The sequence below is a fragment of the Nocardia sp. NPDC051052 genome, assembly GCF_044456045.1.
Classification (GTDB): Bacteria; Actinomycetota; Actinomycetes; order Mycobacteriales; family Mycobacteriaceae; genus Nocardia.
This window is the reverse complement of record NZ_JBITFL010000002.1, coordinates 1,000,976-1,013,449: the sequence shown is the minus strand read 5'-3', so window position 1 is coordinate 1,013,449 and position 12,474 is coordinate 1,000,976. Positions and strand designations below refer to the sequence as shown.

Sequence of the window (12,474 nt, the reverse complement as noted above, 5' to 3'; positions counted from 1 at the left end):
ATGACGACGAACGATACCTACGAGCGTCGCTCGTACGGGCTGTGGCAAAAGCCCCGCAGCGCAGGCCTTTTCGGGCTGCGCTGGGAAGAGACCGTGATCGGCTTCGTGGTGGTGATCACCGCGCTGATCACGGCGATGGTCGGCGGCTTCAAATGGGGTCTGATCGTCGGCGTCACCGGCGTCGTGATCATGGTTCCACTGGTGTGGCGGACGGGCGGCCGATCGGGCTACGAGACGGGATTGATGATGTTCAACTGGATGCGCTCGCGCAAGAACGGCGAGCACGTGTACCGGGGCGGCCGGTTCTCCCGGATACCGGGCGGGGTCACCCGCCTGCCGGGTCTGCTCGCGCCGTCGAAGCTCTACGAGGGCATCGACGCGGGCGGGTACAGCTTCGGCATGATCCACCTGCCGCAGTTCGCCCAGTACACGGTGGTGCTGCGGGCTTGGCCGCAGGGCCACGAGGCGGTGGATCAGCCGGTGATCGATCGCTGGGTATCGGCGTGGGGCACCTTCCTCGCCTCGGTGGGCCAGACCAGTGACATCGTCGCGGTCGTCCCGGTCATCGACACCGTGCCGGAGACCGGAAACCGTTTGCTCACCGAGGTTTCCACGATCACCCGGCCGGATGCGCCGGAGCTGGCGCAGCAGGTGATGTACGAGCTCGCCACCGAGCTGCCGCAGGAGCGGGTGCAGCTGCTGCCGCGGGTGGCGATCACCTTCAAGGCCACCACCGCCGAGCGCCGCAAGAACCCCGCCGAGGAGGCGGTCGAGATCGGCCGCAGGCTGCCCGGCATCTGCGCGGCGCTGGCCGAGGCGGGCGTGCGCGCCCAGCCGATGTCGGCGGACGAGGTCATCTCGTTCATCCGGCGCAGTTACGATCCGGCCTCGCAGGCCGACCTGGAAGTCGCGTCCAGCGAACCCGATGGCCACGGCCTGGATTGGGCCGATGCGGGCCCGGTGTCGCACGACGAGAAGTGGGATCACTTCGTGCACGACGGCGGCCGCTCGGTCACCTGGGAGATGGACGCCGCCCCCGAGGGCGCGGTGGACGAGCGGGTGCTGCAACGCCTGCTCGCGCCCAATCCCGAAGTGCCACGCAAGCGCATCGCCATCGTGTACCGGCCGCATTCGGCCGCCGACGCGGCCGAGATCGTCGACGACGACTTCAAGAACGCGCTGGTGGCCCAGCAGAGCGAGCGTGGCGTGGTTTCCGCGGCGGCGACCCTGCGGGTGGGCGCCACCCAGCAGGCCCGTGAGGAGCAGGCCAGGGGTCACGGTGTGACCCGCTTCGGGGCGTTGGTGACCATCACCGAGCCCCTGCGCGGCGACCTGCCGCGTATCGAAGCCATCACCCGCGACCTGTCCACGCAGGCGCGGTTGAAGATTCGGCGGTGTTACCGCTACCAGGCGGCGGCCTTCGCGGCCTCGCTCGGTTGCGGGGTGATCCTGCCGGAGCACGCGACTATTCCGAAGGCACTGGCGGGGTGAGTGATACATGGCACGTGACAACGAGCCACCCGTACGGGACCGCGACGAGCCCCCGGCTCGGCGCGGCAGGCGGCGCGACGAGGCCGAGCGGGACGAATGGGGCGAGCGCCCGGCGGCCGAGCGCGGTCGTCGCGTGCGCGAACGCTCCGGTATCGAGGAGATGCCCGACCGCGCACGGCGATTCGGCAGGGGCGCGGCGCGAATGAGCGGCGATGACCGTACGGGACTGGACGAGGCGACGGAGCGGGACCGCGCGCGGGAGGCGGCCGAGCGCCGGGCGCGGTCCGAGAGCGCCCGCGCCGACGGGTCACGTGCCGAACGGTCACGCGCCGAAAACGGCCGGGGCGAGCGCAGTTCGGACCGGGCCCGCGGGGACGCGGCCAGGACGGCACGGGCGCGCGACGGTGAGCGGCCTGCGCGTGGTGAGCGTCCGTCGCGATCGCAGGATCCGCGGGCCGGGCGCACGGCCCGCAACGGCAAGCCGGAGCGCGGCGTGCAGGACCGCAACGGTGCGCGTGCCGGTCGTAACGCGCAGCGCCCCACCAGGACCGACTACACCGCCGACCGCGCCATGGGCACGCCGGTGATGGACAAGGCGGCCCTGCGTGCGAAGGCGAAGGCCGACCGGCGCAAGACCTCCGGCCCGGCGCTGCTCGACGAGCCGACCCGGGCCAAGCTGGAGATGATCGTCCGCGAGCAGACCGGCCTCCGGGCGGCGTTCGCGCAGTTCCGGATTCGCACCGACGACATCCGCCGCCGCAACTACGCCGCGCGCGCCGAACAGGTCTTCGAGGACGGATTCGACCGCAGCACCGCACAACTCACCGATCGTGGCTATGCGGGGGAGGGCGGCGGCCGGATGAACGTGGTCGGCCGTCCCGTCGAATACCGCGCCACCACAGCGCAGGTCGCCGGCCTGTGGCCGTGGTCGGTCGGTGCCGGTGCGCCGCTCATCGGCACCCCGCTCGGCTCGCATCTGCACACCGGTGCGCCGGTCTGCTTCGATCCGATGAACTGGTTCATGCGGGGCAGCTTCATCACCGCGCCGAGCCTTTTCGTGCTCGGCCTCAACGGTTTCGGTAAGTCGTCGCTGGTGCGCCGGATCGTGCTCGGCGGCATCGCCCAGGGCATCACGCCGCTCATCCTGGCCGACGTCAAGCCGGACTATCGCAAGATGGTGGAGCTGGTCGGCGGCCAGGTGATCGATCTCGGCTACGGCCACGGCAAGCTCAACCCGCTCGCCGCAGGTGTGCTCGGCGCGGTGGTGCCGCGCCTGGATGACCATCCCGCGCTGCAGATTCAGGTGCTGCAAGACCTGCGGGCGCGTCAGGTAACGCTGATCGCGGGTCTGGTCGAGCTGGTCCGTGGCGCCCGGGTGCGCGACTACGAGGAGACGCTCATCGCCACCTCGCTGCGCATCCTCTACCAGCCGGGCAGCGGCTACACCCCGGACCAGCCGCCGATCATGGAGAACCTGCTCGAGGTGATCGTCGCGGGCGGTGAGGAATTGATGCTCGACGCGGGCGCTGACGACGCCGACGAGTACAACAACGCGATCAAGAACCTGCGTCGCTCGCTGCGCGCGCTCACCCAGGGCCCGTTCGGCGCGATCTTCAACGGGCAGACCTCGGTGCCGATCGACACCAGCGCGGTCGCGGTCTGCATCGACGTGTCGCACATCCCGTCCGGCGACAAGAAGCTCAAAGCCGCGGTGATGCTTGCCTGCTGGGCCGACGGGTTCGCCTCGGTCGAGGCCGCGCACGTGCTGTCCGACGCCGACCTCGGGCCGCAGCGCTACTTCCAGGTGGTGATGGACGAGTTGTGGCAGGTGCTCGGCCTCGGCGATTTCATGATCGACCGCGTCGACGAACTGACGCGTCTGCAGCGCGGTATCGCCACCTCGCTGATCATGATCAGCCACACGATCAAGGACTTGCAGGCTCTCGGTTCCGAAGCCGCCATCGCGAAGGCGCTCGGCTTCCTGGAACGCGCGCGCGCCAAGATCTTCGGTGCGTTGCCCGGCGAGGAGGTCAAGCGGCTCGACAGCATTGTGCCGTTCACCTCCGCCGAGGAACAGATGGTGACCGGCTGGTCCGCGCCGCAGGCACTGACCGGTGAGGCACTCAAGCCGGGTCAGCAGCGCCCGTCGCCGCCGGGCACCGGCAAGTTCCTGCTGAAGATCGGTGAGGATCGCAGGCCGGGCATTCCGTTCCACATGGAGTTCACGCTCACCGAGAAGGAGAGCGGCATTCACGACACCAACCAGAGGTTCAGCGAGTTCACCGAATCGACTGCCCGAGGGACGGATTCGCCGAGCGGGAGCGCCGCATGAGAGATCAGCCCAGACGCGGGTTATCGATGGACCGCCGCATCGGGAGGTGTGTCGGATGATGCCGCACCGCTCCTACCGCCGGGTGTCGCCGGAGGTGCGCCAGGCCGCCGTCCAGCAGGTCGTCGCGCTCGCCGCGCAGATGAGCAGTGAGTCGGAGGCCTGCCGGGTGGTCGCCGAACAGATCGGCGTGCACACGAACTCGGTCCGCAACTGGGTGCGCGCGGCCGAAGGCCCAAGCCTGGAGCGAATGGATGCCTCCGCCCTACGCCGCAAAGTAGCCCTCCTGCAACAACAATTGGCCGCCGCCGCCGAAATGAACCGCACCCTCGCCGACACCCTCAACCAATCCCGGCGCGGCCAGTGACCCCCGACCCGACCGAAGGCCCCCTGCACCCCGTCTACCGGACCGAGGGTGCCCTTCGGTCGCCGCGGCCGGTCCGGGCGACGGGCGCCTTGGGTCGGTCTGACCGACTGAAGGGCGCCTTTGGTCGGGTGTGCGGTACGGGGGCGGCGGGGCAGCGGTGACCGGGAAGGCGCTGCTGTGGGGAGCGCTCGGTGCGGTACTCGCGCTGATGACGCTGGTGGTGGTGATCGTGTTGCCGTCGGTCGATGACCCTTGTGAGGGGGCGGGGTTGCTCGGTACGCAGTCGAACTTGCCGCCGCTGGGGGGGTATCCGCCGGGTGATCCGCGCGCGACTCCGTCGGGGACATCAGCAAATCCGCCGACCGAGTATCCGTTCGGCACTCAGGCGAGTCCGGCCGCCGGGGCGGCACCGTCGGGGCCGCAGGCGAATCCGACCGGTGCCGGTGCGCCGTCGCTGGCCGGGGGCGCCGGACCGATCCGTCGCACCATGCCGCTGGCCGCGGGCACCTTCACGGTGTCGGATGTCTTCGGCGCGCGCGGTGGCACGCACCTCGGCGTCGACCTCGCCGCCGCCGACGGCACCACCATCTACTCGGTTTCCGACGGCCGGGTCGTCGCCGCCGGTCCCGCATCGGGTTTCGGCAACTGGGTCGTCATCGACTCGGTGGACACCAACGGCCGCGCGTACTCCGCCGTCTACGGCCACATGTGGGACACCGGTGTGCACGTGCACGTCGGCGATACGGTGACCGCGGGCCAGCCCATCGCGCAGGTCGGCTCGGCGGGCGAATCCAGCGGCCCGCACCTGCATTTCGAGATCGTCCCCGGCGGCCGGTTCACCGGCGGGCGGCAGATCGATCCGCTGCCTTGGCTCGACGGTGCGCCGACCCCGGATGTCGGTGGCGCGCAAGCCTTTTCCAACGACCCGAGGTGCAGCCGTGGCTTCGGCAGCGCGGGTGGTGCGCTGGCCGCGGGCAAGGTGCCGCCGGAGCTCGAAATCTGGTATCGCCGTGCGGGTTCGCTCTGCCCGCAGGTCACCCCCTCGCTGCTCGCCGCGCAGGGCAAGCAGGAATCCGGCTTCCGCCGCGGCGCCACCTCGCCCGCGGGCGCGCAGGGCCTGGCGCAGTTCCTGCCGAGCACCGCGGTCAGCGTGGACCCGGATGACGGCCAGCCCTACGTGCTCGACGCCGACGGCAACGGCACCGCCAGCCTGTGGGACGACGGCGACGCGATCGTGGGGCAGGGCCGCTACATGTGCGCCATCGCGCACAAGATCGTGCAGTGGGAGGCCGAGGGCAAGGTGCGCGGCGACGTGACCGCGTTGACCCTGGCCGCCTACAACGCCGGTGAGGGCGCGGTGCTCGCGTCCGGCGGCATGCCGAATCAGGTGGCGGCGCACCTGTCCGAGACCCAGCCCTACGTGGCGAACATCCTCGCGATGGAGGCGCAGTTCCGCGCGCCCGGCGCACTCGGCCGGTTCGACCCGAAGGAGGGCGGCGGCGGAAAACAGATCGTCGAGGCCGCGCACGATTGGCTCGGACAGCCCTACGTGTGGGGTGGCGGCGGCCCGCAGGGGCCGAGTGGCGGCGGCATGGACGGGCCGGGCCTGACATCGGCCGCGGTGTTCGCCGCCTCGTCCGGCTCGGTGACCTTGCCGCGCACCGCCGAACAACAGTGGGAGGCCGGTGTCGAGGTGCCGATGGGCAAGATTCAGGAGGGGGATCTGGTGTTCAGCGCGTTCGGTCCGCGCGGGCCCGCGCAGGTCGGCATCTACTCCGGCAACGGGCGGATGATCCAGGCCGTGCCGGGCACGCGTGGTGGCGGTGGGGTCGGTGAGGTGCAAGTGCCGGGAGACAGCCGGGCGAGGAGGGTGATGTGAGGCCCCGATCCGAACACGCTCCGCCGAGACCGCCGAACTGTCGGTCCGTGCGGTTAGCCTGGAAAGACGGCGGCGCGAACGACGGGCCCGGCGGCGGTAACCACGCCGGGCCCGGAGCGCGCCGCACCTCGAATGCACAGGTACGCGCGAAACTGGTGGTGATGCTGGTGGTGAGCGTCGCGATGCTGGGCGCGGCCTGCGGTCGCGGAGACCGCGAGGACGCGGGATCCGGTGGGGCGCACCCGGCCACGTCAACGACCCGGATGCTCGAGGGCGTGCCCGCACCCGATCCGGTCACGCCCGACGGTGTCGCGGTGGCCGCGCTGAAGGAGATCTACACCTGGCAGCCCGCCACCGAAACCCAGGGTGCGTCGCTGGCGCGTGCTCGGAAGTGGTTGGGCCCCAGCCTGGTTCGCATGCTGGACGGCTCGCCGACCGGGCTGGAGGCGCCGAAGACGACGCTGCAGTGGGCGGATTGGGCCGCCGCGAAGGCGAACGTCGAAGCGTTCACCTTCGCCTCCGGCGAAAAAGCGCCCGGCGGCGGCGATCCGAACATGCAGCAGTTCAAGATCGGGATCGAGCAGACCGTCGTCTACCCGAACGGCCGCAAGGAGCCGCTGCCGCCCGCGACGGTCATCGCCACCGTGGTGCGCACGCCCGACGGCTGGCGGCTCGACGCGTTCCGCTGAACACCAAGACATTTCCGTACCGAAAGTAGGAGGCAGACATGGCGAAGAAGGTGGTGAAGGATCCGGCCGCGATCGGACCGGACACGACCATGATCCTGCTGTACGCCGGCATCGCGGTGGTGGCCACGCTCTGGGTCGCGCTGCATCTCGGCAACATGCTCGCGGTGACCCCGCAGTCCATCCCGATCAACCCGATCGCCATCGTCGCGGATCTGGTCAAGGGCAAACTGCAGTGGCCGCGCGCGTCGACGGTGATCGTGCTGCTGGTGGTCCTGGCGCTGGTGGCCTGGGTGGTCATCCGCAAGCGGCTGAAGAAGCGCAAGTCGGTGGGCAGGCTGCCGGTCGACGACAAGGCCGATGTGATGGGCCAGGGCGATGCCATCGCCCACCTCACCGCGAAGGGTGTGCGGGAGAAGGCCACTCAGCTAGGGGTGCGGCTCGGTAGCGAGGATGTGCCCGGCGTGCCGATCGGCATCGGCATCGCCGACGGCGAGATGCTGTACGGCTCTTACGAAGACCTGCATCTCGACATCTGGGGTCCGCGCCAGGGCAAGTCGACCTCCCGGGTGATCCCGGCCATCCTCACCGCGATCGGCCCGGTGCTGGCCACCTCGAACAAGCGCGACGTGGTGGACGCGACCCGGGATGTGCGGGAAGCCAAGGGAAGTCCGACGTTCGTCTTCGACCCGCAGGGGGTCGCCGGTGAGGAGACGAGCTGGTTCTGGGATCCGCTGGCCTGGGTCGATGCCCGCCGCGAGGGTTGCGAGATGCGGGCGGCGCGACTGGCCGGCCATTTCGCCGACGGCGACGATGGTTCCGACGCGAAGACCGACGCCTTCTTCGACCCGGAGGCCGAGGATCTGCTGGCCGGGCTGTTCTTGGCGGCGGCCGTCGGCGACCAGAACGGCAGCAGGCCGATCGTGCAGGTGTGGGAATGGGTGACCAATCCCGGTGACACCGAGCCGCTCCTGTTGTTGCGCGCGGCCAGGCATCACTACACGGCGTCGGGCCTCGCGTCCCAGTACAACGCGGATCAGCGCACGCGCAGCGGCATTTTCGGGACGGCCAAGAAGATGATCCGCTGCCTCAAGCTGTCGAATGTGCACCCGTGGATCACCCGCGGCGGCGATCGCCGGGAGTTCGACGAGTTGGAATTCATCGAGCGCAACGGCACCCTCTACAGCCTGTCGCTGGAAGGCCGCGGCTCGGCGGCGCCGCTGGTGAGCGCGCTGACCGAGGCCGTGATCGATGTGGCGATGCGCAAGGCGTCGCAGTCGCTCGGCGGGCGGCTGCCCATCCCGCTGCTCGCCGTGCTCGACGAGGCGGCGAACGTGGTGCGCTGGAAGGATCTGCCCAAGCAGTACAGCCACTTCGGCTCGCGGGGCATCGTCGTGATGACCGTGCTGCAGTCGTGGGCGCAGGGCGTGCGCTGCTGGGGCGAGCCGGGCATGAACGCGCTGTGGGCCGCCGCGAACATCAAGGTGCTCGGCAGTGGGGTTGACGACACGAACTTCCTGCGCGAGCGTTCCGAGGCGATCGGCGACTACGAGGTCGTCTCGGCGTCGGTGTCGGAATCCTCAGGCGGCAAGAGCTATTCGCGTTCGCTCGGCTCGTCGAAGACCTTCAGCGTGCAGGGTCTCGCGCAGTTGCCGCGCGGGCGGGTGATCGTTTTCCCGTCCGGCGCGCCGCCGGTGCTGGTTCGCACCGTTCCCTGGTGGGAGGGCGAGTACGCTGCCGAGGTGACGAAGTCCATCTCGCACCATGATCCGCAGCGCAAGACGGAAATCGGTGACCTGATTCCCGGCACACCCTCGCTGAGCAAGGGCACACAGCCAGCGGAGTACGGGCAGATCGAGGAGGTCAGGCCACTGTGACCAAGCCCAGCGAGCGAGCCGCGGGTGCCGGGCCGTCTGTCGCGACCATGACGAGCGGTAGCGAGGCGAAGTCGTGACCGAACAGCAGCAGCAACCCATGATCTACGCGAGCGTGGTGGAGTTCGTCGAGAACTATCTGAGCCTGGTTTATCGGCGTCAGGTCACCGACCTCAGCGACACCGTATGGTGCCCGGAGTGGTTTCAGCACGCCGAGGCGGTCGCTCGCTTGGACGCGATGTGGCGAGCGTGGGAGTACTTCCGGCTCAACGGTGCAACGGGATTGAGCGTGTGGTTCCTCGATCACGCCGATCCGCACATGGCCAAGCTGTTCGATCCCAAGGGGCCGTTCAAATACTGCAGCGTGCGCAACGGGCACAAGGACATGTTGAGCCCGTTGCCGTTGAAGTCGCCGCAGCACGGGATGTTCGGTGATCCGACCATGGGCGATTTCCGCCGGTGAGATAAAGCGGAAGGTGCTTACGGGACAGCATGCTCCGTAAGCACCTCGGCTCGTTACGTTGTAGTGCGGACTAGCGGGTGCGCTCCAGACCGCGGGAACGGTCGTCCTGCTCCTTGGCCCTGGTGACCGCGGGCGCCTCCTCGGGACGGGTGCGCACCGCCTCGATCGGTGGCTGGCCCTGGCCTACCTCGATCAACATGCGGACCGCGGCGAGTTCCGGTGCGACACCCATCTTCGCCAGATGCGCGGCGATCGCCATGCGGCGTTCGGGGGAGTCGTACTCCAGCACCTTGGGTTTGGCGTGCGCCGCGGCGGCGATGCCCGCCATGCGGGTCGCTTCGGCTTGCGCCGTGAAGCGGTCCTTCTCCAGCGACACACCACGTTCCGGGATCGGCTTCTCGATCATCCGGGCGAGTTCGGTGTTGCGTGGGTCCTTGGCCTTCGAGTCGCGGGCCTCGCGGATTTGCATCTCGCGGGCCTCTTTCATGCGAGCTTCGGTGACCTTGACGCGCGCTTCGGCTTCCTTTTGACCACGCTCGCGGGTCCGCAGTGCGACCAGGGTCGCAAGCTGCAACATAGTCCTCATCATGGCCGCTGTCTCGCGGCCGATGTCGTCCAGTTCCTCGGACATGGCTGCTCCCCGATGCTGCAGTGATCACTATGGATGTTGTGGTGCTTCGTCTGGACACCGCCAGGGGACTGTAGTCCGTCCGACGATGCCCCGGCTGCAAACGTGGACACCGGGAGAACTCGTGTCGCCGCATTTCCCTTGCTCGGGGGTCGCCCGTTGGAGGGGTTGCCACGCTACGCGAACTCCGTGTTTCGAGGTTACCCGAGAAAGCACTGCCGCAACCGTACGGCCGTGCCGCTTATCAGCATATATCGCACAATTCCGACAGGCTTGGTAACTCGCCGGAGGATCTCCGGTCTAAGCCAACCCTTACCGGACTATTAGGGTGCCCTTCACCATCACGACACGTGTCGGGCCCCGGACCGACAAATCGGCGCGGGGCCCGAACGCGTTTCGCGGATCGCTAGTCGATGCGCACCGACTGGATGTCGACCGGCTGGCTCGGCTTGCCGTCGCCGGGGCCGTTGGAGTTGTCCTGGCCCGCCTTCGCGATCTTGTCCAGGGTGCCCATGCTGTTCTCGTCGACGGTGCCGAAGATGGTGTAGTTCGGCGGCAGCTGCGAATCGCCGTAGACGATGAAGAACTGGCTGCCATTGGTGCCGGGACCCGCGTTCGCCATGGCGAGCGTGCCGCGCTTGTACGCGATCGGCTGCTGGGCGGCCATCGGATCGTTGGCGTCGAGCTGGTCGGTCGGGTACTCGTTTTCGAACTCGTAGCCCGGCCCGCCCATGCCGCTCGCGGTCGGGTCACCGCACTGCAGCACCTTCAGGCCCTCGCTCGCGGTCATCCGGTGGCAGCTGGTGCCGTCGAAGAATTTCTGCGACGCCAGGCTGACGAAACTGTTCACCGTGCATGGTGATTCGGCGTTGGCCAAGGTCAGGCCGATGGGACCCTGATTGGTCTCCATGCTGACGCTGACCTTCGCGTCGTTGCCGGTGGTGGGGATGCCGTCGGCCTTGGCAGGCTTGGTCACCGGCTTGTCGGCGGGCTTCTGGCTGTCCTTGTAGACGCAGTTGACCATCGCGGGCTTGGCCGCCGCCGCGGGCGGTGCCGCCGCGGACGGTGCGCTGCTCGACGAGGGCGTGTCCTTGGCGTCGGAGCTGCTGTCGTCGCTCTTGGTCAGGAAATACACGCCGGTGACCGCCGCGACCAAAACGACAACACCGAGCACCGACCCGGCGATCGTGAGTTGCTTGCGCCTGCGTGCGCGCTCGGCCCGGTTGGCGAGCTGGCGCTCCAACTTACGTTTCGCCGCTGCTCGCCGCTGTTCGTTGCTCGGCACTACCACGTTCCTCCCGTGTCCGGTTGTTACGGCATGAGAGTCTGCCATTTATTCCTGAGACTGCTCGACACTTCCTGAGAGCGGTGCGCCTCACAGTCGGTCCGAAGCGCGCATAACGGACAACGACGGGCCAACGGCGTAACCGGTTGGACTTGACAGGGCGTGGTGGTGAAAACTGGACCATCGTGACCAAGACCAGCAGCTTTTCCGGCCCGAAGGGGATACCGGATTACGTCCCGCCCGGCTCGGCCGAATTCGTCGCGGTGCGCGACGGACTCATTCGCGCCGCCCGACTGGCCGGGTACGGACATATCGAGCTGCCGGTCTTCGAGGACACCGGGCTGTTCGCCCGCGGCGTCGGCGAGTCGACCGACGTGGTCAGCAAGGAGATGTACACCTTCCCCGATCGCGGCGACCGCAGCGTGACGCTGCGCCCCGAGGGGACCGCCGGGGTGATGCGGGCCGTAATCGAGCACGGACTCGATCGCGGGCAGCTCCCGGTGAAGTTGGTCTACAACGGGCCGTTCTTCCGTTACGAGCGCCCTCAGGCCGGTCGATACCGCCAGCTGCAGCAGGTCGGCATCGAGGCGATCGGGGTGGACGATCCCGCGCTGGACGCCGAGGTGATCGCGATCGCCGACGCGGGCTTCCGCGGGCTCGGGCTGACGGATTTCCGGCTGGAGCTCACCTCGCTCGGCGACGAGACCTGCCGTCCGCAGTATCGGGAACTGTTGCAGGAGTTCCTGTTCGGGCTGCCGCTCGACGAGGAGACCAAGCGGCGCGCCGAGCTCAACCCGCTGCGGGTGCTCGACGACAAGCGGCCCGAGGTGCGCGCGATGACCGCGGACGCGCCGCTGATGATCGATCACCTCTCCGAATCCGCGAAGACGCACTTCGATCAGGTGCTCGGGTACCTGGACGCGCTCGGCGTGCCGTACGTGGTGAACCCGCGGATGGTCCGCGGGCTCGACTACTACACCAAGACCACCTTCGAGTTCGTGCACGACGGGCTCGGCGCGCAGTCGGGCATCGGCGGCGGCGGGCGGTACGACGGGCTGATGGCGCAGCTCGGCGGACAACCGTTGTCCGGCATCGGATTCGGGCTCGGTGTCGATCGCACCGTGCTCGCGTTGCAGGCCGAAGGCAAGGCGGCGGGCGAGGCCGCGCGCTGCGAGGTGTTCGGGGTGCCGCTCGGCGATGCGGCCAAGCAGCGGCTGGTGGTGCTCGCCGCGCGGCTGCGGGCGGCGGGGATCAGCGTCGATCTGGCCTACGGCGGGCGTGGCGTCAAGGGCGCGATGAAGGCGGCCGACCGGTCCGGTGCGAAGTTCACCCTGGTGCTCGGGGATCGCGATCTTACCGAGGAGACGATCGGCGTGAAGGATATGGCAACCGGGGAACAGCGCCAGATCCCGATCGACGAGGTGGTCATCGCGATTCGCGAGGCGCTCGACGTTTCGTCCTAGGTCGCGGGA

At 68.8% G+C, this 12,474-nt stretch carries 10 protein-coding genes; 8 read left to right on the top strand and 2 right to left on the bottom strand.

What is annotated here, in order from left to right:
* The 7 genes from ACIBCN_RS09770 to ACIBCN_RS09740 all read left to right on the top strand — a co-directional run bounded on the left by ACIBCN_RS09770 (window position 1) and on the right by ACIBCN_RS09740 (window position 9,089).
* Window positions 1-1,491 carry an SCO6880 family protein gene (locus tag ACIBCN_RS09770; RefSeq protein ID WP_396991181.1) on the top strand — a complete coding sequence of 497 codons (1,491 nt, stop codon included), beginning with the start codon at window positions 1-3 and terminating at the stop codon, window positions 1,489-1,491.
* 7 nt (window positions 1,492-1,498) lie between these two features.
* A complete protein-coding gene (locus tag ACIBCN_RS09765) occupies window positions 1,499-3,823 on the top strand; it encodes a hypothetical protein (protein WP_396991082.1) in 2,325 nt (774 codons plus the stop codon).
* 55 nt (window positions 3,824-3,878) lie between these two features.
* Window positions 3,879-4,187: a transposase gene (locus tag ACIBCN_RS09760; RefSeq protein ID WP_396991081.1), complete on the top strand. Its 309-nt coding sequence runs from the start codon at window positions 3,879-3,881 to the stop codon at window positions 4,185-4,187.
* Between the two features lie 157 nt (window positions 4,188-4,344).
* Window positions 4,345-6,066, top strand: coding sequence for a peptidoglycan DD-metalloendopeptidase family protein (locus ACIBCN_RS09755; protein ID WP_396991080.1), 1,722 nt, complete (start codon window positions 4,345-4,347; stop codon window positions 6,064-6,066).
* Between the two features lie 47 nt (window positions 6,067-6,113).
* A complete protein-coding gene (locus ACIBCN_RS09750) occupies window positions 6,114-6,755 on the top strand; it encodes a hypothetical protein (protein ID WP_396991079.1) in 642 nt (213 codons plus the stop codon).
* A 38-nt stretch (window positions 6,756-6,793) separates the two neighbouring features.
* Window positions 6,794-8,629, top strand: a complete 1,836-nt coding sequence (locus ACIBCN_RS09745) for a type IV secretory system conjugative DNA transfer family protein (protein ID WP_396991078.1) — start codon at window positions 6,794-6,796, stop codon at window positions 8,627-8,629.
* A gap of 73 nt (window positions 8,630-8,702) precedes the next feature.
* Window positions 8,703-9,089: a DUF4913 domain-containing protein gene (locus tag ACIBCN_RS09740; protein WP_396991077.1), complete on the top strand. Its 387-nt coding sequence runs from the start codon at window positions 8,703-8,705 to the stop codon at window positions 9,087-9,089.
* 70 nt (window positions 9,090-9,159) lie between these two features.
* Here the strand turns inward: ACIBCN_RS09740 and ACIBCN_RS09735 are convergent, their stop codons facing one another.
* Both ACIBCN_RS09735 and ACIBCN_RS09730 read right to left on the bottom strand, forming a co-directional pair.
* Window positions 9,160-9,720 carry a hypothetical protein gene (locus ACIBCN_RS09735; protein WP_396991076.1) on the bottom strand — a complete coding sequence of 187 codons (561 nt, stop codon included), beginning with the start codon at window positions 9,718-9,720 and terminating at the stop codon, window positions 9,160-9,162.
* A gap of 403 nt (window positions 9,721-10,123) precedes the next feature.
* Window positions 10,124-11,002: a peptidylprolyl isomerase gene (locus ACIBCN_RS09730; protein WP_396991075.1), complete on the bottom strand. Its 879-nt coding sequence runs from the start codon at window positions 11,000-11,002 to the stop codon at window positions 10,124-10,126.
* 185 nt (window positions 11,003-11,187) lie between these two features.
* Between ACIBCN_RS09730 and hisS the strand changes: the two genes are divergently transcribed.
* Complete coding sequence (gene hisS / locus ACIBCN_RS09725; protein ID WP_396991074.1) at window positions 11,188-12,465, top strand: histidine--tRNA ligase; 1,278 nt, start codon at window positions 11,188-11,190, stop codon at window positions 12,463-12,465.
* Window positions 12,466-12,474 lie beyond the last annotated feature (9 nt).

Coding starts and splice junctions, on each gene's coding strand:
- ACIBCN_RS09770 (WP_396991181.1), top strand. CDS start 1: ATGACGACGAACGATACCTACGAGCGTCGCTCGTACGGGCTGTGGCAA.
- ACIBCN_RS09765 (WP_396991082.1), top strand. CDS start 1,499: ATGGCACGTGACAACGAGCCACCCGTACGGGACCGCGACGAGCCCCCG.
- ACIBCN_RS09760 (WP_396991081.1), top strand. CDS start 3,879: ATGATGCCGCACCGCTCCTACCGCCGGGTGTCGCCGGAGGTGCGCCAG.
- ACIBCN_RS09745 (WP_396991078.1), top strand. CDS start 6,794: ATGGCGAAGAAGGTGGTGAAGGATCCGGCCGCGATCGGACCGGACACG.
- ACIBCN_RS09735 (WP_396991076.1), bottom strand. CDS start 9,720: ATGTCCGAGGAACTGGACGACATCGGCCGCGAGACAGCGGCCATGATG.